Raw genomic sequence first — 21,493 nt, forward strand, 5'->3', positions numbered from 1 at the left:
GCCCCGGCACGGCCCGCCCCGCCCCGGCCCGGCCCGGCACGGCTTGGACGGCCGGGCTTCTCGCCGGCTCCGGGGTTCCGGCGCGGCGGTTCGGGCGACGTGAGTGCCGGGCGTCTCGGGCCGGCGGCGCCCATCGGCGTCGGTCCGGTGCCGTCGTCGTCGTCGCCGTCGTGGTGGTCGGTCGGCGGTGGGGGCGGGGTCAGCGGGGGGCGCGGCGGGTGGCTGGGTGGGTCGGGTGGCTGGGTGGGTCGGGGCGGTCGGGGGTGGTTTCGGCGGCTCCGCTGGTTTTCAACCGAGGTACGAGAACGGTGTTTCCGTACATTTTCGGGCGATGATCACCCGATCGTGTAGGTCTTGGCCGTCCGGACCAGGAGGTTGATCAAGCCAGCTTGGCCTTGACCGCGGCGGCGACTCGGCCGCCGTCCGCGCGGCCCGCGACCTGGCCGTTGACGATCTTCATGACCTGGCCCATCTGCCGCTGGCCCGGCTTCTCGCCGAGTTGCTCGGAAACCTGGGTGATCGCGGCGTCGACCAGGGCGGCCAGTTCGGTGTCGTCCAACTGCGCGGGCAGGTAGGCCTCCAGCACCTTGGACTCGGCCTGCTCCAACTCGGCCTGCTCGGTCCGCCCGGCGCCGGCGAATGCCTCCGCCGCCTCCTTGCGCTTCTTCACCTCACGGGTGATGACCTTCAGCACCTCGTCGTCGCCGAGCTCGCGCGCGCTCTTGCCGGAGACCTCTTCGGTGGTCAGGGCGGCCAACGTCATCCGCAGCGCGCCCGCCCGGACGGTCTCCCGGTTCTTGATCGCCGCCGTCAGGTCCGCCTGCAACCGCGCCTTCAACTCCGCCATGAGCCGGAACGGTACCGGGAAGCCCGTCTCACCCCGAATCGGTTAACCCCCTACCCTCGACTACGTGAACACGCTCGGCCGAACGCTGCTTGCCACGACCGCCCTGGGCACCGCCACGCTCGCCTACGCGGCGGGGATCGAGCGGAGGCGGTGGACGTTGCGCGAGGCGACGGTGCCGGTGCTCGCGCCCGGTTCGTCGCCGCTGCGGGTGCTGCACCTGTCGGACCTGCACATGATGCCGGGCCAGAAGTCCAAGCAGCGGTGGGTCGCCGCGTTGGACGAGCTGGAGCCGGACCTGGTGGTGAACACCGGTGACAACCTGGCGCACAAGCAGGCCGTGCCCGCGGTGGTGCGGGCGCTGGGTCCGCTGCTGAACCGGCCCGGCGTGTTCGTGTTCGGCAGCAACGACTACTACGCGCCGCGCCCGAAGAACCCGGCCCGCTACCTGCTGCCGTCGGCGAAGACGAAGCGCATCCACGGCATCCCGTTGCCGTGGCGGGACCTGCGTGCGGCGATGATCGAGCACGGCTGGCTCGACCTGACGCACGCGCGCCGCCGGTTCGAGGTGAACGGCCTGGAGGTCTTCGCCGCGGGCCTGGACGACCCGCACCTCAAGCGGGACCGGTTCGACGAGATCAGCGGACCGGTGCCGGACGTGCCGCTGCGCCTGGGCGTGACGCACTCCCCGGAGCCGCGGGTGCTGGACCCGTTCGCCGCCGAGGGCTACGACCTGGTGCTGGCCGGGCACACGCACGGCGGCCAGTTGCGCATCCCGGGCTACGGCGCGATCGTGACGAACTGCGAGTTGGACCGCTCGCGTGCTCGCGGTGTCTCGCGGTGGGGCGCGCACATGTGGCTGAACGTCTCCGCCGGTCTGGGCACGTCGCCCTACGCGCCGGTCCGCTTCGCCTGCCCGCCGGAGGCGAGCCTGCTCACCCTCGTGCCACGGCCTGTCGACGCAGGTCAGGACGTGTCCGAGGCGAAAAGGGATACCCGGTTCGGAGTGGGTGGGAACGTCAGGTAGAGTTCTCCTCGTTCGATCCCAGCAAGCCGGGGTGTGGCGCAGTTTGGTAGCGCGCTTCGTTCGGGACGAAGAGGTCGCAGGTTCAAATCCTGTCACCCCGACCAGGTCAGAGGCCCTTTCCTCCTCACGGAGGGGAGGGCCTCTGCCGTTTCGGGACAACGCCGGGAGAAGCGCTGTCAGCGGCGGCCGGTGATGGCGGCGCGGGCTTCGGTGAGGGTGGCGATCAGCTTGTCCAGTTCGTGCCAGTCGTAGGACGCGGCGGGTTGTGGGGTCATCACGGTGACGCGGCGGCGGTCCTGGTCGAGGCCGACGTTCGTCGTTCGGGGACGGCCGAGGGTGTCGTGGCAGGGGATGGTTCGGGAGTACGGCGCCATGGTGACCTCCGGCCGGTGCTGGTCGTCCCATCGGGTTCCGGCACTCCCAGTGTGGGGGTGGGCGTGCTGATCGGCCGCTCGACCGGGCCGAGGGGTGCTATCGCGGGGACGTCAGGCGGGCCTTCCAGATTTCCTCGCTCGGCCACTGCTGTGCCCACGTGGACGACACCTCGTGGTACTCGCGGTTCGCGGGGGTGGGCGCCTGGATTTCGATCAGGTCGTCCACGGTGAAGCCGGAGGAGCGCAGCAGCCGCAGCATCTCGCCGTGCGGCAGGGTGAACTCGGTGGACTTGCCGTAGTCGACGCGGCTGAGGCCGAATTGCGGGCGCATGAGGGACGTGGACGCGGTCGTGCCGTCACGGGCGCACAGGGCGAACAGCGGCGACCGGTGCAGGAAGACGAGGTGGCCGCCCGGTTTGAGCAGGCGGGCGGCTTCCGGGATCCAGCGGTGCGGGTCGCACCAGACGGACGCGCCGTACTCGCTGATGGCGAGGTCGAACGTGGCGTCGTCGCGGGGGACCCGCTGGGCGTCGCCGAGCAGCAGCGGGAAGTCGAGGCCGAACTCGGCCTGCATCTCGCGGGCGGTGTCGAGTTGGCGGGCGGAGATGTCGATGGCGACGGGGCGGGCGCCGAGCCGGGCGAGCCACGCCGAGACGTAGGCGGTGCCGCAGCCGAGTTCGATCACGTCCATGCCGGCCAGGTCCGGTGGCAGGACGGAGACCTCGGACTCGGGGGTGGCCCACAGCCCCCAGCGCGGTTCGGGCCGCGCCCAGTGCTCACGGGCCAGTGGTCCGTGCGCGGCGGCGGCGTTGTCCTCCCAGTGGCGGCGGTTGAGTTCGGTGTGGTCGATCATCCGCCCATTGGAGTGGCTCGCCCGTCGGCCGGCGAGCGCTTTTCGCGGGGCCGGGGCGGTCGGGAGGTCCGCTGGGTCCTCCCGACCGCGCGTCGACCGGACGTCACTTCACGTGCGGTCGCAGCTCCGCGAGGCGCCGGAGGAGTTCGCCGACCTCGTTCCAGTCGAGCTTCGCGGACTCGCCGGGTGGGGTGTGGATGCAGACGTTGCCCTCTTCGGTGAGCGACACCTCGAGCGTCCGCCGACGACCCAGGGCGTCGACGCACCCGACGCGACCGCCCTGCCGAACCGTGTTCTCGATCATCGGTCAGACCTCCCCTGCGCTGGCAGCACCGTGTAACCCGTGATTCGTTCGGACGAACGAGGACGTTACGAACTACTCCTCGCTGTTTCTTAATTCGCCCACCTGAGCCATCGTCACCTTCAGTTAGCCCGGTCGAGTGAAGATTGCCGATTCAAGTGACAGTGCGTAACGACCAGCCGGGCTGGTACGACGACGAGTCAACGCCGTTCGCCGCCGGTAAGGAGATGCCCGATGACGACCACCACCACCGCCGTCCACAGCTGGGTCCCCGTCGTCGCCTGGGTCCAGGTCACGCTCGGGTTAGCCGGTCTGGTCGCGGTTTTCGCCTCCCCCGCCGCGGGCGTCGTCGTCGGCACGGCGGTGGCGCTGATCGCCCTCGCGACCCGCGCCCTGCACCGCGCCTCCCGCAAGCTGGACCGGATCCTGGCCGAGGAACTCGACCGCTAGTCCACCCCGCACCCGGTCAGGTCACGCACGACGAGGTCACGCTCCGTGGCGTCCGGCGCCGGGAACGTCGCACGCAACGTGAACGCGAACGGCGTCGGGCCGTGCTCGCGCAGGTGCACCAATCGGTCCTGCGCCTCCGCCACGGTCGGCCGGTGGCCGGCGGGCACCCACCACAGCGCGGTCATCGCCTCGGCCGGCCGCTCGAAGTACTGCCGGCGCTCCCGCAGCACGGCCACGTGCTCCGGCCCGTACACGTAGTCGACGAGCGCTTGGTGCGACGCCCAGGTCGACATGTTGACCAGCAGCCAGTCGTCGTCGAAGACCCGCATCGCGGTCGCGTCGCCGTCCTCGGTCTGCAGCCGCCAGCGGAAGCCGGGCGCGCGGTCGGCCACCGCGTTCACCGGCTCCAACGCCGCCACGAAGCCCGCCATCCGCGGGCTGTCCAGCGGTGCGAGCATCCGGCCGATGTTCACCTGCGCCAAGTCGAACCCATCCCCGGTCATGTCCGCACGCTAGCCGGGACCATCGACTCCATGGGAGATCTCACCGAGGTGCGGCGGGTGTACGGGCCGGGCGACCTGGCGGCGTTGCCGGTGTTCGCGGGCGGTTTCATCAACTTCGGCTACTGGGCGGGCATCCCACTGGACGGCGAGCTGACCGTCGAGCAGCGGATCGCGTCGCAGGAGGCCCTGTACGACCTGGTCGTGGACGAGCTCGGGATCGGGCCCGGTGACCGGGTGCTCGAAGTCGGGTCGGGACGCGGCCTGGGCGCGCGTCGCGTGCTGCGCCGTGACCCGGCCCTGGTGCGCGGCGTGGACCTGGTGCCGGAGCAGGTGGCGCGGGCGCGCGAGGTCAACGACGACCCGCGGGTGGCGTTCGTGCAGGGCGCGTGCGACGACCTGCCGTTCCGCGGTGCCTCGTTCGACGCCTTGCTGTCCGTGGAGGCGGCGCAGCACTTCGAGGACGTCGCCGGGTTCGCGCGCGAGAGCGCCCGGGTGCTCGTGCCGGGCGGGCGGTTCGCCGTGACCACGTTCTTCACCAGGACGCCGGACGCGGGCGACGCGCTGGCCGAGGTGCTGCGGACCTTCGCCACCGGCCTGGACCGCGCGCACCTGGTCGACGACGTGGTGCGCGACCTGCGCGGAGCGGGGTTCGCCGACGTCACGGCCCGCGGCATCGGCGAGCACGTGTGGCGTGGGCTGGACCGGTGGCTCGAACTGGGCCCGCGCCCCGACCGCTGGGACCGCAACTGGCTGCGCGCCGCGGAGCGAGGTCTCGTGGACTACTACCTGGTCACCGCGCGGAAGCCGGCAGGATCGGGTGTGTGACGACGCACCCGACCGCCGAAGTGCCCGACCCGCTGTTCGCCGACGCCGAGGCCGAAGCCCGTTGGCGGGCCCGCTTCACGGCCCCGCGCGTGAGCCTGCCCGGGTGGGCCGACGACGCACCTGACCGCAGCCTGTACCTGTCGAACTCCAGCGGCGTGTGGGAGATCTACGCCTGGGACCGGGCGAGCGACACCCACCGCAAGGTCACCGACCGCCCGAACGGCACGTCCCACGCCGCGCTCAGCCCGGACGGCACCACGATCTGGTGGTTCAACGACACGGATGGTGACGAGTTCGGCACGTGGGTCAGCGAGCCGTTCCAGCCGGGTGGCGACGCGAAGCCCGCGGTCGACGGCGTGCCTGCCGCGTACCCGGCGGGGCTGGAGATCGGGCACGGGGTCGTCGCGATCGGCACGTCCACCGACGACGGCACCACGGTGTACGTGTCGCGCGACGGCGGTCCGGCCGAGGTGGTCTACGCGCACGAGAACGACGGTGGCGTGTCGGGGTTGTCCAAGGACGAGACGCTGGTCGTGCTGTCGCACTCCGAGCACGGCGACAACCGGCACGCGGCCCTGCGCGTGGCCACCCCGTCGGGTGAAAAGGTGGCGGAGAAGTGGGACGGGCCGGGCAAGGGCCTGGACGCGATCGCGTTCAGCCCGGTGCGCGGTGACAACCGGCTGCTGGTCGGGCACGAGCGGCGCGGCCGGGAAGAGCTGCTGATCTGGGACGTCGCGGCGGACACCGAGACCGAGGTCGTGATCGACCTGCCCGGCGAGATCAGCGCCGACTGGTACCCGGACGCCAAGTCGCTGCTGGTCGTGCACACGTTCCAGGCGCGCAACACCCTGCACCGCTACGACCTGGAGACCGGCGCGCTGCACGCGTTGGACACCCCGCACGGGTCGGTGGGCAGCGCGAACGTGCGGCCGGACGGCGCGGTGGAGTACTCGTGGTCGTCGGCCGCCCAGCCGGGCGTGGTGCGGGTGCTGGACGTGGACGGCGACGAGCGCGTGCTGCTGGAGCCGCCGGGCCACAAGGCGCCGCCGTCGGTCGACCTGACCGACGTCTTCGTGGGCGACGTGCACGCTCTGGTGGCACGTCCGGAAGGTGCGCCCGACGGCCCGCTGCCGACCGTGTTCCACCTGCACGGCGGACCGCACTCGGCCGACGAGGACCGCTTCTCCGCCTACCGCGCGGTGTGGCTGGACGCCGGGTTCGCCGTGGTGCACGTGAACTACCGCGGTTCCACCGGCTACGGGTCGAAGTGGCGTGACGCGATCGAGGGCAGGCCGGGGCTGACCGAACTGGAGGACGTGGCGGCGGTGCACGACTGGGCCGTCTCGTCCGGGTTCGCCGACCCGGCGAAGTGCGTGGTCAACGGCGCGTCGTGGGGCGGGTACCTGTCGCTGCTGGCGCTGGGCACGCAGCCGGAGCGGTGGGCGGCCGGTGTCGCGGGCGTGCCGGTGGCCGACTACCTGGCCGCGTACGAGGACGAGATGGAGCCGCTGCGCGCGTTCGACCGGGCGCTGTTCGGCGGTTCGCCGGAGGAACTCCCCGACCGGTACCGCGAGTGCTCGCCGTTGACGTACGTGGACGCGGTGCGCGCGCCCGTGCTCGTGCTGGCGGGCGAGAACGACCCGCGCTGCCCGATCCGGCAGATCGACAACTACCTCGACCGGCTGGCGGCGCGGGGGGCGACGTACGAGGTGTACCGGTACGACGCCGGGCACGGGTCGTTGGTGGTCGCCGAGACGATCCGCCAGACCGCCGCCGAGGTCGCCTTCATGCGGCGCGTGCTGCCGTAACGGCTCCCACACCGGACAGGGCCCTCGAACGCGGGGGCCCTTCTCCGCCGAGCACGGTCCTCAGACGCCGGCGCGAGCCCTCCAAACGCCAAACAGGGGTCCCCGCTTAGGGGATCCCTGTTTTCAGGTTACCGGAAGGGTCTGACATTTTCGGGGGCCACCGGATGATCGGTGGCCCCCGGCACGGCGCGGTCAGGGCCGGGTCGGGCCCGGGTCAGGGCAGGTCAAGCCCCGATCAGGCCTGCTGCGCCTGCCACATCCAGTGCGCCTGCTCGAAGTTCTTGGTGATCTCGATCAGCAGGTCCTGGGTGACGAGGTCGGACTTGTCGGTCTCGTCGATCCGCTTGCGCAGCCGCCCGATCAGCTCACCCAGCGCGGTGACGACGGCCGCGACGACCTCGTCCTCCTTCAGCCAACCGCCGGGGAACTCCGGCACGCCGGACCCCTCGGCCACGGTCTTCGCCTTGCCGTCCGGCGAGATGCCCAAGGCGGCGGCACGTTCAGCGACCTCGTCGGTGTACGTGCGGGCCGTCGTGACCAGCTCGTCGAGCTGGAGGTGGACGCTGCGGAAGTTCTTGCCGACCACGTTCCAGTGCGCCTGCTTGGCCACCAGGGACAGGTCGATCAGGTCGACCAGGGTGGCCTGGAGCACCGCGCCGACCGACGCCTTGTCCGACTCGGTCAGCGGGCTGGTGATCGGGGACTTCTGAGACTTGCTCATGGGTCTGACGCCTCCTCAGAAGGTTAGACGGTGGTCGTGAGGGCCACCTCGATGTTGCCTCGCGTGGCGTTGGAGTACGGGCAGATCCGGTGCGCGGCGGCGACCAGCTGCTCGGCCACGGCCTGCTCGGCGCCCGGGATGTGGGTCGCCAGCTCCACGGCGAGCTGGAAGCCGCCGTTGCCGTCGGGACCCAGGTCGACCTTCGCGGTCACCGACGTCTCGCCGACCTGCACCTTGGCCTGCCGCGCGGCGACCTTGAGCGCGCTGTGGAAGCACGCCGCGTACCCGGCCGCGAACAGCTGCTCGGGGTTGGTCTTGTCGCCGCCGGGGCCGCCCAGCTCCTTGGGCGTGGAGAGCTGCTCGTCGATCACACCGTCGGAGGAGCGGACCTCTCCGTTGCGACCGTCCCCGACTGCGATGGCTTGCGCGGTGTAGAGCACCTGCATGGTGAACGCTCTCCTTTGAGCTGGTGGTCGAGCCCGTCGCTCGGCTCAACACCCGGCCGAAGCCGAACCACACCCGGTCGTGTGGCAGCTCACGCCCCCCTCACACGTACCCGCTCAGCCCGCCCTCGACACGGCGAACTCGGCCACCTGTCGCCCGATCGTGCGGAGTTGGTCGGCGACGGACGGCACCGTGCAGCCTCCTTCGAGGTCGAACTCGACCTCGCCCGAGTTCACCGCCGCGCCCAACGGCGTCGGCCAGCCGCGCAGCGCGTGCACGATCGAGCGCAACGCGGTCAGCGTGGTCACCGACGCCTGCCAGCCCTGGGCGGTGGCCACGCAGCCGACCGCGCGGCCGTCCAGGTAGGGGCGCTCGTCGCCGCGCAGGTCCTCGATGTAGTCGAGGGCGTTCTTGACCAGGCCGGACACCGTGCCGTGGTAGCCGGGCGAGACGAGCACGACGCCGTCCGCGACGCGCAGCGCCTCGACCAGCCGGCGGGCGCTGTCGGTGCGATCGGGGACGGACGGGTCGTAGAACGGGAGCACCAGGTCGGGCCCGGAGACCTCGACCACCTTCGCGCCCGCGTCCACGGCGCCTTCCAGGGCGATCCTCATCGCGCGCTCGGACTGCGAGTTGGGGCGGAGGGATCCGCCGATGCCCACCACGGTGACCGTCATGGTCCCGATCCTGCCACCTGCACCTAACTGGAGGTCCAGTCGCTCGCCCGAACCCCTACCGGCGAGTAACGTGCGTCTCATGTCGAAGCTCGCCGAGTCGATCCCTCCCGGCGTCCTGGCCGGTGCCCTGCGCTTCGTGTTCGGCCTGCCCGCGCCGCTGCGCAGGCTGATCGCCGGCCGCCCCGTCACGCTGGACGGCCAGCGGCTGCACCCGGAGGCGCAGCTCCTGCTGAGGCTGCAGCAGCTCAGCGGCGAGGACTGGCAGACGACCACGCCCGCGGCCAACCGCCTGGCCCTGAGCCGCAGCAACGCGCTGGTGTGCGGTCCCGTCATCGGCGGCGTGGCGGTGCGCTCGCTGTCGCTGGACGGTGTCGGCGCGCGGTTCTACGAGCCGACCGGGTTGGCCGCCGGGTCGCCGCTGCTGGTCTTCTACCACGGTGGCGGGTGGGTCAGCGGCGACCTGGACAGCCACGACAACCTGTGCCGGTTCCTCGCCGTCGAGGGCGGGGTGCGGGTGCTGTCGGCGGACTACCGGCTCGCGCCGGAACACCCGTTCCCGGCGGCGGCGGACGACGCGCAGGCGGCGTTCGAGTACGCGGTGGCGCACGCCGAGGAGCTGCGGATCGACCCGCGGCGGATCGCGTTGGGCGGTGACAGCGCGGGCGGGAACCTGGCGGCGGTGACGGCGTTGCACGCGGGCGAGGTGAAGCCGGTGTTCCTGCTGCTGTTCTACCCGGCGGTGGACGCGTCGGTGCGGCGGCGGTCGCGCGAGCTGTTCGGCAGGGGGTTCTTCCTCACCGACGAGAAGATGGACTGGTTCCTGGACCACTACGCGCCGTCACGCGACACGCACACCGATCCGCGGCTGTCGGTGTTGCTGGCGGAGGACTTGAGCGGGCTGCCGCCGACGTACCTGGCGACGGCCGGGTTCGACCCGTTGCGGGACGAGGGTGAGGCGTTCGCGGAGAAGTTGGCGCGGCAGGGCGTGCCGGTGGTGTTGCGGCGGTACGAGGGGCTGTTCCACGGGTACGCGAACATCCTCGGCGTGGGTGGTGTGTTCCGGGAGGCGGTGGCGGAGGCGGTCGGGTCGCTGCGCACCGGGTTGGCGTTGGCCAACACCAGGCAGGACATCCCCGAGACGGCGTGAACGCCGGGCCGGTCGCGTGGGCGACCGGCCCTCGTCCGCTCCGGTGGGATCAGTTGGGTGTGCCGGGAGCGGGCTGCCCCTGGGAGCCGCCGCCCTGCGACGGGCCTGCTTCGCCCTGCCCGGCTTCCGCCTGACCGTCTTCGGACTGGCCCGCTTCGGATTGGCCCGCTTCGCCCTGCCCGGCTTCCGCACCGCCCCCGGCGGCGGCGGTGCCACCGCTCTCCGAGGCGTCCATCACCGCGTTGAGCTCGGACCGGAGCGCGGCGACCTGGTCCTGGGTCGACTGGCACACCTTGATGATCGCGGCCACGGCGCTGTGCACCGTCTCCTCGGCCTTCGCGCCCTCGCCGGTGACGTCGTCGAGCCAGCTGCCGTCCAGCACCATGGCGACGGCCGGGTCGGCCTGGGCGGCGATCGCCAGGATCTCCTCGGACGCGGACCTGGCCAGCTCGTCCATCCGCTGCGAGATCCGTCGGACCTCGGCGACCAGCTCGTCCAACCGCTTGCGCTCGTCGCGCAGCTGGGCCAGTTCCTCGGTCATGGCCTCGTGCGCGGAGTCGGACGCGGCGCCCTCGGAGCTCGCCTCGTGCTCGGCGATCGCCTTCTCCTGCTCTTCGATCGCCTTGCCGAGGTCCTGCGCGGCCTGGTCGAGCTGCTGGGCGTAGGCGTCGACGGCCTGCGGGTCGTAGTCGATCTGCTGGATCGCCTTGATCGGGTCGGGTGAACCGACCGTGTTGGCGGCCTGCGCGAGCCGGACGCAGCTGTCCGCCGCCTTCTGCAGAGCGGGGTGGGTCATCGCAGCCCCTCACCGGATCGGTTGATGTCCTGGGTGCCGTCCGCGTCCGACCGGTCGTACTCGTCGGCGTCCCGGCGCACGCGTTCGGCGATGTCCGCCAGCCGGTCGCGGCGCTGCGCGACCCGGTCACGGCGACGTCCGACGAACGCGTCCAGGTCCGCGGCCAGCCCGCGGGCCGGGCCGGAGATGCCGAACGCGTCGCCCGGGACGGTGGTGCCGCCCAGCGAGCCGGCTGCCGTGCCCGCGTGGTCGCCGGCGCGCTGGAACCCGTTGGCGGACTCGCGCAGCCGACCGGTGTCGACCTTGAAACCTGCCATGCCTCCCCCTTTGCCTGCTCTGACGACTTGCCTTTACCGCTACTGCGTGCCGAGGTAGTACGAACGCCGTTCCGCGACCATCTCGCGGGACAGGCGCTGCGCCTCGCTCGCGGCCCGCAGGACCGCGTTGGCGAGCACCTTCGGGTCGACCCTGCCGACCAGCGTCGCGTTCACCGCGACCTCGACGACCTTGCCGGTGTGGTCCACGCCGATCTCGACCAGCCCGCTGTCGTCCCGGCCGAGCACGACCCGTTCGGCCAGGTCGCGCTTGAGCGCGAGCCGGGCTTGGTCGAGCCGTTCGGCGCGGGCCGCCAGCTCGTCCAGTGATGGTTGATCCGTCACGCGCGCGTCCCCCGATCAGCGGCACGGTGTCCTCGTTCGGACGTAGATCATCCGAGGTCGGTTCCTGTTTGGCTACGGTAATCTGAAGATCGTGAGCTACTGGGTGCGCGTCCGATTGGGTGATGCGCCGCCACTGCCCGCCGTGCCCGTCACCGACAGTGAGCCGCGGTGGGCCCGGGCGACCGGCCGTGCCGCCGTCGTGGACCGGCCCGCGCGCACCGCCGCTGACGACGCGTCCGAGACGGAGACGCGGAAGACGTGGCTGGTGGACTCGTTCGAGCTGGTCGTGCCGCGCTATCCGTGGCAGAAGGAAACCTGACCGCCGCCCGCCGACACCGGTTATCCACAGCCCCGCACGTTATCCACAACCCGGCACATCGCGGCGGCGGCCGCGATCACGCGGCACTAGCGTCGACAACGACCTATGCCACCGACACACACGTCCATCCCGACCACACGATGGGGTGATCATCGCCGGAAAATGTACGGAAACACTGTTCCCGCACCTCGGTTGAAAACCAGCGGACCCGCCGAAACCACCCCCGACCGCCCACCACCGCGACACGCTCCACATCACCTGGCCGGCCGGCTGCGGCAGCGGGGGCTCGGCGGAAATCCCAGGACCGCGGTCGACCACCCGCCGGTGCGGGCGCGAGCCCAGGTCGGGGTCCGGTTGCGTGCGACGTGGGCACGGGCCAGCGTTCCGGGCGCGGGTGCGTGCGGCGCAGGCTCGGGTGCGGGTGCAGGCCAGGGGCCGGGCGCGGGTTCGGGTACGGGCGCGGGCGTGAGCTGGGTGCGGGTGCGGGTGCGGGCCAGGGTCCGGGCGCGGCGCGGGCCGGGATCCGAGCGCGGGTGCGGGTGCGCGCGGGCGGGCGTGACGCGGGACTGGTTTGGCACGAGCCGGGCGCGGGCAAGGGCCGGCCGGGCGGAGGCGCGGGCCGGGCGCGGGTGCGGGCCCGTCTGGGTCCGGGTGCGCGGCCGGAGTTCGGGCGCGGGCGGGGGTGAGGGTGCGGTGTGAGCGCGGGCGGGGGTGCGGGTGCGGGCCGGGCGCGGGCAGGCCGGGCGGAGGCGCGGCCGGAGTTCGGGCGGGGGTGAGGGTGCGGGTGTGAGCACGGGCGGGGGTGCGGGGTGAGCGTGGGCTTGGTGTGGGTGCGGGTTTGGCGTGCGGGCAGGTGCAGGGTGACGAGTAGGGACAGGGCCGCCCGGACGGATCCGGACGGCCCTGTCGGGTGTGCACTTTCAGGGGTGCACGGCCACGAGGTACGTGATCACTTGCCGAAGGCGGCGGCGATCTTGTCGCCGGTTTCCTTGTCGATGTTGCGCCAGTACTCGAACACGCGCTCCAGCACGGGCGCGGACACGCCGTTGGAGGCGTGCGCGATGACGGTCTGCACGAGGCGCTCGCGCTGCGCGTCGTCCATGACCTCGCGGACCAGCGTGCCGGCCTGGCCGAAGTCGTCGTCCTCCGCGTGCAGCTTGTAAGCCGCACGGGTCACCGCGTCCTCGACGCCGTAAGCCGACGCCACCTCGCCCGCCGCCTGGGCCGACGCGTGCGGGCCGCCGTAGGAGTTCGGGGCGTACACGGGGTCGGCGGCGTTCGTGTACCGCATCGCGCCGTCCTTGGCGTACGAGTTCACCGGCGACTTCGGCCGGTTCACCGGCAGCTCGTTGTAGTTCGCGCCGATGCGGTACCGGTGGGCGTCGGGGTAGGAGAAGATGCGGCCGATCAGCATCCTGTCCGGCGACGTGCCGATGCCGGGCACGAGGTTCGTCGGCTCGAACGCGGCCTGCTCGATCTCGGCGAAGTAGTCCGACGGGTTGCGGTCGAGGACGAGCTTGCCCACCTTGATCAGCGGGTAGTCGGCGTGCGGCCACACCTTGGTCAGGTCGAACGGGTTGAAGCGGTAGGTCGCGGCGTCCGCGTACGGCATGACCTGGACGTGCAGCGTCCACGAGGGGAACTCGCCGCGCTCGATGGCGTGCCACAGGTCGGCGCGGTGCGCGTCGGCGTCCTCGCCGGCGATGCGGGCGGCCTCCTCGGAGGTCAGGCACTCGATGCCCTGGTCGGTCTTGAAGTGGTACTTGACCCAGAAGCGCTCACCGGCGGCGTTCTCCCACAGGTAGGTGTGCGAGCCGTAGCCGTTCTGGTGCCGCCACGTCTTCGGGATGCCCCGGTCGCCCATCAGCCACGTGACCTGGTGCGCGGTCTGCGGCTGCAGCGTCCAGAAGTCCCACTGCATGTCGTGGTCGCGGCGGCCGGTGTCGGCGCGGCGCTTCTGCGAGCGGATGAAGTCCGGGAACTTGATCGGGTCGCGCAGGAAGAACACCGGGGTGTTGTTGCCGACGAGGTCGTAGTTGCCCTGGCTGGTGTAGAACTTCAGCGCGAAACCGCGCGGGTCGCGCCACGTGTCGGGTGACCCGAGCTCGCCGGCGACGGTGGAGAAGCGCAGCAGCGCCTCGGTCTTCACGCCCGACTGGAACAGGGCCGCCTTGGTGAAGCGGCTGACGTCCTCGGTGGTCTCGAAGTAGCCGAACGCACCGCCACCCTTGGCGTGCACGACCCGCTCGGGCACCCGCTCCCGGTTGAACTGGGCGTTCTTCTCGATCAGGTAGTGGTCCTGGAGCAGGATCGGGCCGTTGGCGCCGAGGGTCAGCGAGTGGTCGTCGCTGGCGACCGGGATGCCTGCGTTGTTGGTGGTGTGACGCGGTTCGGTCACGCTGGTCGCTCCTTCTGTGGGGTGCGGCAGTCAGTGCCCACGACAATCCGGGCAGAGACCCCAGAACAGGACCTCCGCCTCGTCCACGGCGAAGCCGGCCGTGTCGGGCGGTTCGAGGCAGGGCGCGGCGCCGTGGACGCAGTCGACGTCCTCGGTGCGACCGCAGGCCCGGCACACGAGGTGGTGGTGGTTGTCGCCGGTCCGCGTCTCGTAGCGGGCCGGGTGGCCCGCGGGTTCGATCCGGCGCAGCAACCCGGTCCGCGCGCACGCGTTCAGCACGTCGTAGACGGCTTGCGTCGACACGGACCCCAGCCTGGCCCGCACGCCCGCGGCGACCGCGTCGGCCGTGGCGTGGGGGTGTTCGGCGAGCCATTCGAGCACCGCGATCCGGGGCGCGGTGATGCGCAGCCCGGCGTCCTTGAGCAGCTCGCGTGGTCCTGAGGTCATGGCTCCACCACCCCACCACTCTTTCTGGAACCAGTCAAGAAAACGAACGGTTAAAACCTGTTGCCCCGGCGAGTGAAGATGAACGGGTGAACGTCTCCCCTTACCTGGCCGTCCTCCGAACGCCACGCGTGCCCGGCTTCATGCTGTTGATGCTGGTGGCGCGCGTGCCGGCGACGGCCGCGGGCATGACGATCACCATGCACGTCCTCCTCGGCCTCGAACGGGGTTACGGCGCCGCGGGCCTGGTCGGGGCGGTCAGCACGATCGGCATCGCGTTGGGCTCGCCGCTGATGGGCCACCTGGTCGACCGGCGCGGGCTGCGCGCGATGGTGACGCTGTCGATCGTCACCGAAGGGATCTTCTGGTTCGTCGCACCGCTGCTGTCCTACGAGGTGCTGCTCGTCACCTGCTTCGCCACCGGCATCACGGTGATGCCGGTGATGTCGCTGGGCCGCCAGATCCTGACCGCGCTCGTGCCGGACGACCGCAGGCGCACCGCGCTGGCGATGGACTCGATGGCCGTCGAGGTGGCGTTCATGGCCGGGCCGGCGCTGGGCGTCGCGCTGACCACGCAGGCGTCGAGCCGCACGGCGATGTGGGCGATCGGCGCGTCGATGGTGGTGATCGGCGTGATCCTGTACGTGGTGGACCCGCCGGTGCGGCACGAGGGCGAGGCCGGGCCGCGGGTGCCGCGGCGGGAGTGGCTGGACGGTCGGCTGCTCGGGGTGCTGATCAGCGCGGGCGGTGCGACGTTCGTGCTGTCGGGTGTCGAGGTGTCGGTGGTGGCGTCGATGCGCGGGCTCGGGCTGACCGAGTGGACCGGCGCGATGGTCGCGGTGATGTGCGTGGCGTCGCTGGTGGGCGGTTTCCTGTACGGCGGGCTCACCCGCGTGCCGCCGTTGTGGGTGCTGATGGGCGGCATGGGTGCGCTTGCTGTGCCGATCGGGCTGTTCGGCTGGTCGCCGTGGTGGCTGGCGCTGGCGTTGGTGCCGACGAACTTCCTGTGCGCGCCGACGATCACCGCGACCGGTGAGCTGATCACGAAGTACGCCCCGGCGTCCGCGCGTGGCGTGGCGATGGGCCTGCAGGGGTCGGCGTTCACGCTGGGGGTGGCGCTGGGCGCGCCGGTCACGGGTTTCGTGATCGACCACTCGTCGCCGGGGTGGGGCTTCACCGTGGCGGGCGTGGGCGCGGTCGCGATCGCGGCGGGCACGGCGGCGCTCGGTCGCCGCGCCCGGGATCAGGTCAGCTCGCGCAGCGCCCGGTAGAGCTTTTCGATGGCGGGGCGGGCCCGGGCGTAGTGGCGGACGGCGTCCGGGTCGGGGGCGATCGTCTTCACCGGTTCGATCAGGTCGGCGGCGACGGTCAGGGACGGGATCTCGTCCAGCGCCCGCCAGGCGACCAGGGCCGCGCCCACGCCGGAGCCCTCGCTGTCGTCGGCCAGTTCCAGCGGAAGGCCCAGCGCGGAGGCCAGCACGGTCGCCCACAGGTCGCTGCGGAACGCGCCGCCGGTCACCCGGACCGCGTGCACGTCCGCCACCGAGCGCACCGCGTCCAGCACCAGCGCCAACTGCTGCGCCACGCCCTCCACCAGGGCACGGGTGACCTCCGCCCGCCCGTGCTCGCGCCGCAGCCCGATCACCGCGGACGTCGCGTCCGCGTCCCACCACGGCGCGCGTTCACCCAGCAGGTACGGCAGCGCGGTCACGCCCGCCGCGCCCACCGGCACCCCGGAGGCCTCTTCCAGCAGGTCGCGCACATCGACGCCGAACGCCTCCGCCGCCCACTGCGCGGCCACGCCGCCGTTGCTCACCGCACCGCCGAGCACCCACAGCCCTTCGGCGACGGCGTAGCAGAACACCCGCCCCTGGTCGTCCACGGCGGGCTCGTCGCGCACCACCCGCAGCGCACCGCTCGTGCCCAGCGACACCGCGGCCACCCCCGGCACGACCGCGCCGACACCGAGGTTCGCCATCGGCCCGTCACCGCCGCCCAGCACGACCGGCAGGCCGGTGGGCAGGCCCGGCACGTCCAGCGTCAACGGCAGCGAGTCCACCGGCGCGTGCAGCGACGGCAACCGGGCCGCGTCGACCCCCGCGAACGCCAGCGCGTCCGGGTGCCAGTCCAGCGACACGAGGTCCATCAACCCGGTCGCGGACGCCGACGAGTGCTCGGTCGCCAACTCGCCGGTCAGCTGCAGCGCCACGAAGTCCTTCAACCCGCACCACCGCGCGGCGGAGAACCCCTGGTCGTGGAACCAGGCCAGCTTCACCAGCGGCGACATGGTGTGGATCGGGGTACCGGTGGCGCGGTGCAGCGCGATGCCGTCGGCCGTGCCGCGCAGCCGTGCCGTCTGCTCCAGGGCGCGGTTGTCCGCCCACGACAACGACGGCGTGACGGGCGTGCCCGCCGCGTCCAGCCCCACCAGGGTGTGCATGGCGCCGGTCAACGACAGCGCCCGCACCGCGTGCCCCTGCGCCGCGACCTCGCGCAACGCCCGCAGCGCCGCGCCCCACACCTCGACCGGGTCGTGCGTCGCCTCACCGGAGGGCGTGGTGCGCATCGGGTAGCCGTGCTCCGCCGATGCCACCACGCCCGCGTTCCGGTCCACCGCGATGACCTTGGTCGACGTCGTCCCCAGGTCGATCGCGAGCACTACGTCCGCCATAGGAGTGAACCTACAGCCGACCCGCCAGCTCCTCGGCGATCTCGTAGGTGTTCAGCGCCGCGCCCTTGCGCAGGTTGTCACCGCACACGAAGAAGTCGAGCGTGTTCGGGAAGTCCAGCGCCTGCCGCACCCGGCCGACGTAGGTCGGGTCACCGCCCACCACGTCCGCGGGCGTCGGGAACCTCTTGGCCGCCGGGTCGTCCACCAGCACGATGGACGGCTGCGCCGCGAAGATCTTGTGCGCCTGCTTGACGGTCACCTCGCGGGCGAACGTGGCGTGCACGGCCAGCGAGTGCGTCGTCACCACGGGCACGCGCACGCAGGTCGCGGACACCTTCAGCTCCGGGATGCCCAGGATCTTGCGGGACTCGTTGCGGACCTTCAGCTCCTCGCTGGTCCACCCCTCGTCCTTCAGCGACCCGGCCCACGGCACCACGTTGAACGCCAGCGGCGCGGGGAACGGCGAGTCCGACACCGGCAGCCCGGCGGCCTCCAGCACCTCGCGGACATCACCCGCCCGGACGCCGACCTCCTTGCCCGCCAGCGCCGCGGTCTCCGCGTAGAGGCGGTCGATCGCCGCCTGCCCACCGCCCGACGCCGCCTGGTAGGACGCCACGACCAGCTCGCGCAGCTCGTACTCCCGGTGCAGGGCACCCAGCGCGGCCATCATCGACAACGTCGTGCAGTTCGGGTTGGCGATGATCCCCTTGGGGCGCGCGCCGATCTGGTCGGCGTTCACCTCGGGCACCACCAGCGGCACCTCGGGGTCCATCCGGAACGCGCCCGAGTTGTCCACCGCGACCGCGCCCTTCGCCGCGGCGATCGGCGCCCACTCGGCCGACACCTCGTCCGGCACGTCGAACATCGCGATGTCCACGCCCTCGAACGCCTCCGGCGACAACGCGACCACGGTCAGCTCTTCACCGCGGACGGTGATCTTCTTGCCCGCCGAGCGCGGTGACGCGATCAGCCGGATCTCACCCCACGGCACGGACTCCCGGCCGTTGATGATGTCGATCATGACGGTGCCCACCGCACCGGTGGCTCCCACAAGAGCCAGGACAGGGCCGCTCATCGTCCACTCCCCGCGTACACCACAGCCTCTTCGTCGCCGCCCAGCTCGAACGCGTCGTGCAGCGCGCGCACGGCGTCGTCGAGCTGCGTGTCGCGGCAGATGACCGAGATCCGGATCTCCGAGGTGGAGATGATCTCGATGTTGACGCCCGCCGCGGCCAGCGCCTCGCAGAACTGCGCGGTCACGCCGGGGTGCGAGCGCATGCCCGCGCCGACCAGCGACACCTTGCCCACGTGGTCGTCGTAGAGCACCTGGTCGAAGCCGATCTCCTCGCGCGCCTTCTCCAACGCGGCGACCGCGCGCGGCCCGTCGTCCTTCGGCAGGGTGAACGTCACGTCGGTGCGGCCGGACACGGCCTGCGAGACGTTCTGCACGACCATGTCGATGTCGAGCTCCGCCTCGGCCACGACGCGGAAGATCCGCGCCGCCATGCCGGGCAGGTCGGGCACCGCGGTCACGGTCACCTTGGCCTCGGACCGGTCGTGCGCGACGCCGGTGATCATCGCCTGTTCCACGGGAAGGTCCTCCACTGACCCGGACACGATGGTCCCGGGCTTGTTGCTGAACGAAGATCGGACGTGCACCGGGACGCCGTAGCGGCGGGCGTACTCGACGCAGCGCAGCATGAGCACCTTGGCCCCGCTCGCCGCCATCTCGAGCATCTCCTCGTAGGTGATGGTCTCCAGCCGCTTGGCGTTCGGCACGATGCGCGGGTCGGCGGTGAACACGCCGTCGACATCGGTGTAGATCTCGCAGACGTCGGCCTTCAGCGCCGCCGCCAACGCCACCGCGGTGGTGTCGGTGCCGCCGCGGCCGAGCGTGGTGATCTCCTTGCTGTCCTGGCTGACGCCCTGGAAGCCCGCGACGATCGCGATGGCGCCCTCGGACAGCGCGTCCTGGATGCGGCTGGGCGTCACGTCGATGATGCGCGCCTTGCCGTGCACGGACGTGGTGATCACGCCGGCCTGCGAGCCGGTGTAGGACCGCGCCTCGGCGCCCAGCGAGCTGATCGCCATCGCCAGCAACGACATCGAGATGCGCTCACCGGAGGTGAGCAGCATGTCCATCTCGCGGGCGGGCGGCACCGGGGACACCTGGCGGGCGAGGTCGAGCAGCTCGTCGGTCGTGTCGCCCATGGCCGAGACGGCGACCACGACGTCGTTGCCCGCTTTGCGGGTCGCGACGATGCGCTCGGCCACCCGTTTGATCCGCTCGGCGCTCCCGACCGAGGAACCGCCGTACTTCTGGACGACGAGCGCCACAGACCCACTCCCTCCAGGTGCTTCAAGCCCAGCTCACCGGGGAGACTACCTGGCCCAAGGAGTGGACAGCGGTCGCCGTGACGCCCACTACTCTCGACCCCGTGTCGACCCTGGAGGCCGTTCGCGTGGACCCCGAGGACGCGCCCGACGCGCGTGAGCGGCTGGCGCGCGTCGCCAGACACCGGGTCACGGTCGTGCTCGCCCCCGCCGTGCTCTACCTGGCCGTCCGCGAACTCGGACTGCTCGTGGTGCAGCTGATGGCGGCGCGGTGGGACAAGGACGTCACGCGGGCGCTCACCTCGTGGGACGGGCAGTGGTTCCTGGGCATCGCCGAGGGCGGCTACGCGAACGTGCCGCGGTGGCTCGTGGACGCGTTCGGGCGGCGCACGGCGGAGACGCCGCTGGCGTTCTTCCCCGGCTACCCGACGCTGGTGCGGTGGGTGGACGGGCTGCCCGGCGTGCCCACGGTCGGCGCGGCGTTCGCGGTGAGCCTGGTCAGCGGCGTGGTCTGCGCCTACGGGCTGGCCCGGCTCGGGTCGCGGGTGTTCGGCGGGTCACCGGTGGCCGGGCTGGTGCTGGTGGTGCTGTTCGCGGCGTCGCCGATGGCCGTGGTGCTGTCGATGACGTACTCCGAGGCGACGTTCTGCGCGTTCGCGGTGTGGTCGCTGGTCGGCGTGGTGGAGCGGCGCTGGGTGTTGGCCGGTGCGTGCTGCGCGGCGGCGGGGCTGGTGCGGCCGACGGCGGCGGCGCTGATCCTCGCGGTGTGCGCGGCGGCGGCCGTGGCGATCTGGCAGCGGCGGGACGACTGGCGGCCGTGGGTCGGCGCGCTGGTCGCGCCGCTCGGGCTGCTCGGCTACCTCGGGTACGTCGCGGTGCGCACCGGGCGGTGGGACGGCTGGTTCGCCGTGCAGCAGGTCGGCTGGGACTCGCGGTTCGACGGCGGTGCGGCCACCTGGAAGTTCGCGCTGCTCATCCTGGGTGAACCCCGGTCGGTGCTGGAGCTGGCCACGGTGTGGCTGCTGGTGGTGGCGCTGGCCCTGGTGGTGCTGAGCTTCCGGCGCGGGCTGGAGTGGCCGCTGATCGTCTACGGCGTCGGCGTGCTCGCCATGGACCTCGGGTCGAACGGGCTGATGAACTCGAAGGCGCGGCTGCTGCTGCCCGCGTTCACGCTGCTGGTGCCGATCGCGCTGGCCCTGGCCCGGCGACGGACCAGCACGGTCGCGGCGGTGCTGGTGGGCGTGTCGGTGTTCAGCGCGTGGTTCGGCGCGTACGCCATCACGGCCTGGCCGTATGCGATCTGATCGAGGGACGGGGGGTGGCCGGTGGACGGCGACGACGTGATCATGCGGCGCTGGAGCCCGCGCGCGTTCGACGGCACGGCCGAGGTGCCGCCGGACACCGTGCGGGTGCTGCTCGAAGCGGCCCGGTGGGCGGCCTCGCACGGCAACACGCAACCCGCCCGGTTCCTCGTCGGCTACCGCGGCGATGACACGTTCGAGCGAATCTTCGCGGCGTTGCGGCCGGGCAACCGGACGTGGGCGGGGCGGGCGTCCGTGCTGCTGGTGGGCGCGGTGGCCGAGTCCGACGACCGCGGGCCGATGCCGAACACCGAGTACGCGCTGGGGCTGGCGGTGCAGAACCTGGTGCTGCGGGCCGTGGAGCTGGGGCTGGTCACGCACCAGGTGGGCGGGTTCTCGCCGGACGCGGTGCGCGAGGCGTTCGGCGTGCCGGAAGGCGTGCGGCCGGTCGTCGTGATCGCGGTCGGCCTGCTCGGCGACCCCGCGGAACTGCCCGACGACCTGCGAGAACGGGAGCGGCGGCCGAGGGTGCGCAAGCCGCTGAGCGAGACCGTTTTCGCAGGTCGTTGGGGTGAGCCGGCGTTTGGGGACTAGGGG

The 21,493-nt window shown here is 72.0% G+C and carries 25 protein-coding genes and 1 tRNA gene; 10 read left to right on the plus strand and 16 right to left on the minus strand.

Going from position 1 to position 21,493, the window contains the following annotated elements; all coding sequences use genetic code 11:
• Positions 1 to 379 precede the first annotated feature (379 nt).
• Entirely contained in the window at positions 380 to 847 is a 468-nt protein-coding gene (locus A6A25_RS34145) for a GatB/YqeY domain-containing protein (protein ID WP_073897278.1), read from the minus strand.
• Positions 848 to 911: 64 nt separating this feature from the next.
• Between A6A25_RS34145 and A6A25_RS34150 the strand changes: the two genes are divergently transcribed.
• Together A6A25_RS34150 and A6A25_RS34155 are read left to right on the plus strand one after the other, a co-directional pair.
• Complete coding sequence (locus A6A25_RS34150; protein WP_073897280.1) at positions 912 to 1,871, plus strand: metallophosphoesterase; 960 nt, start codon at positions 912 to 914, stop codon at positions 1,869 to 1,871.
• 27 nt (positions 1,872 to 1,898) lie between these two features.
• Positions 1,899 to 1,975: transfer RNA gene (locus A6A25_RS34155), tRNA-Pro, on the plus strand.
• 72 nt (positions 1,976 to 2,047) lie between these two features.
• Here A6A25_RS34155 and A6A25_RS34160 read toward each other — a convergent pair.
• The 3 genes from A6A25_RS34160 to A6A25_RS34170 form a co-directional block, all read right to left on the minus strand.
• Positions 2,048 to 2,245 (minus strand): hypothetical protein, encoded by a 198-nt coding sequence (locus tag A6A25_RS34160; RefSeq protein WP_073897282.1) that lies wholly within the window; start codon positions 2,243 to 2,245, stop codon positions 2,048 to 2,050.
• 97 nt (positions 2,246 to 2,342) lie between these two features.
• The gene (locus A6A25_RS34165) at positions 2,343 to 3,098 is read right to left on the minus strand and encodes a class I SAM-dependent methyltransferase (protein WP_073897284.1); all 756 of its coding nucleotides are present in this window, start codon (positions 3,096 to 3,098) and stop codon (positions 2,343 to 2,345) included.
• A gap of 103 nt (positions 3,099 to 3,201) precedes the next feature.
• The gene (locus A6A25_RS34170) at positions 3,202 to 3,402 is read right to left on the minus strand and encodes a hypothetical protein (protein WP_073897285.1); all 201 of its coding nucleotides are present in this window, start codon (positions 3,400 to 3,402) and stop codon (positions 3,202 to 3,204) included.
• 231 nt (positions 3,403 to 3,633) lie between these two features.
• Here A6A25_RS34170 and A6A25_RS34175 point away from each other — a divergent pair, with 231 nt between their 5' ends.
• On the plus strand, positions 3,634 to 3,849 hold the full coding sequence (locus tag A6A25_RS34175) for a hypothetical protein (protein ID WP_073897287.1): 216 nt from the start codon (positions 3,634 to 3,636) through the stop codon (positions 3,847 to 3,849).
• Here A6A25_RS34175 and A6A25_RS34180 read toward each other — a convergent pair.
• Positions 3,846 to 4,352 carry a DUF3291 domain-containing protein gene (locus tag A6A25_RS34180; protein ID WP_073897288.1) on the minus strand — a complete coding sequence of 169 codons (507 nt, stop codon included), beginning with the start codon at positions 4,350 to 4,352 and terminating at the stop codon, positions 3,846 to 3,848. The genes A6A25_RS34175 and A6A25_RS34180 overlap by 4 nt on opposite strands.
• A 30-nt stretch (positions 4,353 to 4,382) precedes the next feature.
• Between A6A25_RS34180 and A6A25_RS34185 the strand changes: the two genes are divergently transcribed.
• A complete protein-coding gene (locus tag A6A25_RS34185; protein ID WP_073897290.1) occupies positions 4,383 to 5,177 on the plus strand; it encodes a class I SAM-dependent methyltransferase in 795 nt (264 codons plus the stop codon).
• Complete coding sequence (locus A6A25_RS34190) at positions 5,174 to 6,985, plus strand: S9 family peptidase (RefSeq protein ID WP_073897292.1); 1,812 nt, start codon at positions 5,174 to 5,176, stop codon at positions 6,983 to 6,985. Before A6A25_RS34185 ends, A6A25_RS34190 begins: the two co-directional genes overlap by 4 nt.
• A 235-nt stretch (positions 6,986 to 7,220) precedes the next feature.
• Here A6A25_RS34190 and A6A25_RS34195 read toward each other — a convergent pair whose 3' ends face one another.
• The 3 genes from A6A25_RS34195 to A6A25_RS34205 all read right to left on the minus strand — a co-directional run bounded on the left by A6A25_RS34195 (position 7,221) and on the right by A6A25_RS34205 (position 8,827).
• The gene (locus A6A25_RS34195; RefSeq protein ID WP_073897294.1) at positions 7,221 to 7,706 is read right to left on the minus strand and encodes a Dps family protein; all 486 of its coding nucleotides are present in this window, start codon (positions 7,704 to 7,706) and stop codon (positions 7,221 to 7,223) included.
• 23 nt (positions 7,707 to 7,729) lie between these two features.
• Positions 7,730 to 8,152 (minus strand): organic hydroperoxide resistance protein, encoded by a 423-nt coding sequence (locus tag A6A25_RS34200; protein WP_073897296.1) that lies wholly within the window; start codon positions 8,150 to 8,152, stop codon positions 7,730 to 7,732.
• Positions 8,153 to 8,266: 114 nt separating this feature from the next.
• On the minus strand, positions 8,267 to 8,827 hold the full coding sequence (locus A6A25_RS34205; protein ID WP_073897298.1) for an NADPH-dependent FMN reductase: 561 nt from the start codon (positions 8,825 to 8,827) through the stop codon (positions 8,267 to 8,269).
• A gap of 79 nt (positions 8,828 to 8,906) precedes the next feature.
• On the opposite strand from A6A25_RS34205, the gene A6A25_RS34210 reads away from it, so the two are divergent.
• Positions 8,907 to 9,974: an alpha/beta hydrolase gene (locus A6A25_RS34210; protein WP_073897300.1), complete on the plus strand. Its 1,068-nt coding sequence runs from the start codon at positions 8,907 to 8,909 to the stop codon at positions 9,972 to 9,974.
• A 49-nt stretch (positions 9,975 to 10,023) separates the two neighbouring features.
• Here A6A25_RS34210 and A6A25_RS34215 read toward each other — a convergent pair whose 3' ends face one another.
• From A6A25_RS34215 to A6A25_RS34225, 3 genes are read right to left on the minus strand one after another with little or no spacing between them, the layout of a single operon-like run.
• The gene (locus tag A6A25_RS34215) at positions 10,024 to 10,770 is read right to left on the minus strand and encodes a hypothetical protein (protein ID WP_073897302.1); all 747 of its coding nucleotides are present in this window, start codon (positions 10,768 to 10,770) and stop codon (positions 10,024 to 10,026) included.
• Complete coding sequence (locus A6A25_RS34220; protein WP_073897304.1) at positions 10,767 to 11,087, minus strand: type VII secretion target; 321 nt, start codon at positions 11,085 to 11,087, stop codon at positions 10,767 to 10,769. The genes A6A25_RS34215 and A6A25_RS34220 overlap by 4 nt, the downstream gene beginning before the upstream one ends.
• A gap of 39 nt (positions 11,088 to 11,126) precedes the next feature.
• On the minus strand, positions 11,127 to 11,429 hold the full coding sequence (locus A6A25_RS34225) for a YbaB/EbfC family nucleoid-associated protein (RefSeq protein WP_073897306.1): 303 nt from the start codon (positions 11,427 to 11,429) through the stop codon (positions 11,127 to 11,129).
• A gap of 91 nt (positions 11,430 to 11,520) precedes the next feature.
• Between A6A25_RS34225 and A6A25_RS34230 the strand changes: the two genes are divergently transcribed.
• Positions 11,521 to 11,748, plus strand: a complete 228-nt coding sequence (locus tag A6A25_RS34230) for a hypothetical protein (protein WP_073897308.1) — start codon at positions 11,521 to 11,523, stop codon at positions 11,746 to 11,748.
• 949 nt (positions 11,749 to 12,697) lie between these two features.
• Here the strand turns inward: A6A25_RS34230 and A6A25_RS34235 are convergent.
• Together A6A25_RS34235 and A6A25_RS34240 are read right to left on the minus strand one after the other, a co-directional pair.
• Positions 12,698 to 14,146, minus strand: coding sequence for a catalase (locus A6A25_RS34235; protein ID WP_073897310.1), 1,449 nt, complete (start codon positions 14,144 to 14,146; stop codon positions 12,698 to 12,700).
• Between the two features lie 30 nt (positions 14,147 to 14,176).
• Positions 14,177 to 14,593 carry a Fur family transcriptional regulator gene (locus A6A25_RS34240; protein ID WP_073897312.1) on the minus strand — a complete coding sequence of 139 codons (417 nt, stop codon included), beginning with the start codon at positions 14,591 to 14,593 and terminating at the stop codon, positions 14,177 to 14,179.
• Positions 14,594 to 14,679: 86 nt separating this feature from the next.
• Here A6A25_RS34240 and A6A25_RS34245 point away from each other — a divergent pair, with 86 nt between their 5' ends.
• Positions 14,680 to 15,861, plus strand: coding sequence for an MFS transporter (locus A6A25_RS34245; RefSeq protein WP_073897314.1), 1,182 nt, complete (start codon positions 14,680 to 14,682; stop codon positions 15,859 to 15,861).
• Here A6A25_RS34245 and A6A25_RS34250 read toward each other — a convergent pair.
• The 3 genes from A6A25_RS34250 to A6A25_RS34260 are packed head-to-tail and all read right to left on the minus strand — an operon-like array spanning position 15,834 to position 19,598.
• Positions 15,834 to 17,261: a gluconokinase gene (locus A6A25_RS34250; protein WP_073897316.1), complete on the minus strand. Its 1,428-nt coding sequence runs from the start codon at positions 17,259 to 17,261 to the stop codon at positions 15,834 to 15,836. The two genes, A6A25_RS34245 and A6A25_RS34250, sit on opposite strands and share 28 nt — an antisense overlap.
• Positions 17,262 to 17,271: 10 nt before the next feature.
• Positions 17,272 to 18,336 carry an aspartate-semialdehyde dehydrogenase gene (locus A6A25_RS34255; protein ID WP_073897318.1) on the minus strand — a complete coding sequence of 355 codons (1,065 nt, stop codon included), beginning with the start codon at positions 18,334 to 18,336 and terminating at the stop codon, positions 17,272 to 17,274.
• A complete protein-coding gene (locus A6A25_RS34260; protein ID WP_073897320.1) occupies positions 18,333 to 19,598 on the minus strand; it encodes an aspartate kinase in 1,266 nt (421 codons plus the stop codon). The genes A6A25_RS34255 and A6A25_RS34260 overlap by 4 nt, the downstream gene beginning before the upstream one ends.
• A 101-nt stretch (positions 19,599 to 19,699) precedes the next feature.
• On the opposite strand from A6A25_RS34260, the gene A6A25_RS34265 reads away from it, so the two are divergent.
• Both A6A25_RS34265 and A6A25_RS34270 read left to right on the plus strand, forming a co-directional pair.
• Positions 19,700 to 20,899 (plus strand): hypothetical protein, encoded by a 1,200-nt coding sequence (locus A6A25_RS34265; RefSeq protein WP_083668897.1) that lies wholly within the window; start codon positions 19,700 to 19,702, stop codon positions 20,897 to 20,899.
• 42 nt (positions 20,900 to 20,941) lie between these two features.
• Positions 20,942 to 21,490, plus strand: a complete 549-nt coding sequence (locus A6A25_RS34270) for a nitroreductase family protein (RefSeq protein WP_073897906.1) — start codon at positions 20,942 to 20,944, stop codon at positions 21,488 to 21,490.
• The last annotated feature ends 3 nt before the right edge of the window (positions 21,491 to 21,493 follow it).

It is taken from the genome of Saccharothrix sp. CB00851 (genome assembly GCF_001905065.1).
In the GTDB taxonomy this organism is placed as follows: Bacteria; Actinomycetota; Actinomycetes; order Mycobacteriales; family Pseudonocardiaceae; genus Actinosynnema.

Bases quoted from the DNA above. Each gene is read 5' to 3' on its own strand.
- A6A25_RS34145 (WP_073897278.1), bottom strand. From the start codon at position 847: ATGGCGGAGTTGAAGGCGCGGTTGCAGGCGGACCTGACGGCGGCGATC.
- A6A25_RS34160 (WP_073897282.1), bottom strand. From the start codon at position 2,245: ATGGCGCCGTACTCCCGAACCATCCCCTGCCACGACACCCTCGGCCGT.
- A6A25_RS34165 (WP_073897284.1), bottom strand. From the start codon at position 3,098: ATGATCGACCACACCGAACTCAACCGCCGCCACTGGGAGGACAACGCC.
- A6A25_RS34170 (WP_073897285.1), bottom strand. From the start codon at position 3,402: ATGATCGAGAACACGGTTCGGCAGGGCGGTCGCGTCGGGTGCGTCGAC.
- A6A25_RS34175 (WP_073897287.1), top strand. From the start codon at position 3,634: ATGACGACCACCACCACCGCCGTCCACAGCTGGGTCCCCGTCGTCGCC.
- A6A25_RS34180 (WP_073897288.1), bottom strand. From the start codon at position 4,352: ATGACCGGGGATGGGTTCGACTTGGCGCAGGTGAACATCGGCCGGATG.
- A6A25_RS34185 (WP_073897290.1), top strand. From the start codon at position 4,383: ATGGGAGATCTCACCGAGGTGCGGCGGGTGTACGGGCCGGGCGACCTG.
- A6A25_RS34195 (WP_073897294.1), bottom strand. From the start codon at position 7,706: ATGAGCAAGTCTCAGAAGTCCCCGATCACCAGCCCGCTGACCGAGTCG.
- A6A25_RS34200 (WP_073897296.1), bottom strand. From the start codon at position 8,152: ATGCAGGTGCTCTACACCGCGCAAGCCATCGCAGTCGGGGACGGTCGC.
- A6A25_RS34205 (WP_073897298.1), bottom strand. From the start codon at position 8,827: ATGACGGTCACCGTGGTGGGCATCGGCGGATCCCTCCGCCCCAACTCG.
- A6A25_RS34210 (WP_073897300.1), top strand. From the start codon at position 8,907: ATGTCGAAGCTCGCCGAGTCGATCCCTCCCGGCGTCCTGGCCGGTGCC.
- A6A25_RS34215 (WP_073897302.1), bottom strand. From the start codon at position 10,770: ATGACCCACCCCGCTCTGCAGAAGGCGGCGGACAGCTGCGTCCGGCTC.
- A6A25_RS34220 (WP_073897304.1), bottom strand. From the start codon at position 11,087: ATGGCAGGTTTCAAGGTCGACACCGGTCGGCTGCGCGAGTCCGCCAAC.
- A6A25_RS34240 (WP_073897312.1), bottom strand. From the start codon at position 14,593: ATGACCTCAGGACCACGCGAGCTGCTCAAGGACGCCGGGCTGCGCATC.
- A6A25_RS34250 (WP_073897316.1), bottom strand. From the start codon at position 17,261: ATGGCGGACGTAGTGCTCGCGATCGACCTGGGGACGACGTCGACCAAG.
- A6A25_RS34255 (WP_073897318.1), bottom strand. From the start codon at position 18,336: ATGAGCGGCCCTGTCCTGGCTCTTGTGGGAGCCACCGGTGCGGTGGGC.
- A6A25_RS34270 (WP_073897906.1), top strand. From the start codon at position 20,942: ATGCGGCGCTGGAGCCCGCGCGCGTTCGACGGCACGGCCGAGGTGCCG.